The sequence below is a fragment of the Pantoea sp. B65 genome (assembly GCF_047308185.1).
GTDB lineage: Bacteria > Pseudomonadota > Gammaproteobacteria > Enterobacterales > Enterobacteriaceae > Erwinia.
The window spans coordinates 1-541 of the sequence record NZ_JAHXPU010000003.1; the positions used below are offsets into that span (position 1 = coordinate 1).

1 pseudogene is annotated in these 541 nt (G+C 63.8%); it reads left to right on the forward strand.

From position 1 onward, the window contains the following. Positions 1 to 541, forward strand: a pseudogene (locus tag JWF83_RS00025) (RHS repeat protein); the annotation flags it as partial.

Sequence of the window (541 nt, forward strand, 5' to 3'; positions counted from 1 at the left end):
GTTACCGCTATGACACGCTGTATCAGCTGATCTCGGCCAGCGGCCGGGAGATGGCCGCGGCCGGACAGCAAAACAGCCAGCTGCCTGCCCCGCTGGTGCCGCTGCCCGCCGCCAGCGACAGTGTCTATACCCGCTATACCCGCAGCTACAGCTATGACCGCGGCGATAATCTGACCCAAATCCGCCACAGCGCCCCGGCATCAGACAATAACTACACCGTCAGTATCACCGTCTCTGACCGCAGCAACCGCGCGGTGCTGAGTTCGCTGACCGGCGATGCGGCGCAGGTCGATGCCCTGTTTGACGGCGGCGGCCATCAGTTATCCCTGCTGCCCGGACAACAGCTGGGCTGGAACCGGCGTGGCGAATTATCGCAGGTAACCCCGGTGGAGCGCGACGGCGCCGCTGCGGATCGCGAATGTTACCGCTATGGCAGCGACGGCATGCGTATCAGTAAAGTCAGCCGCCGCCAGAGCGGCAACAGCCTGCAGACGCAGAGGGTAACCTATTTACCCGGCCTTGAGCGGCACACCAGCCATAC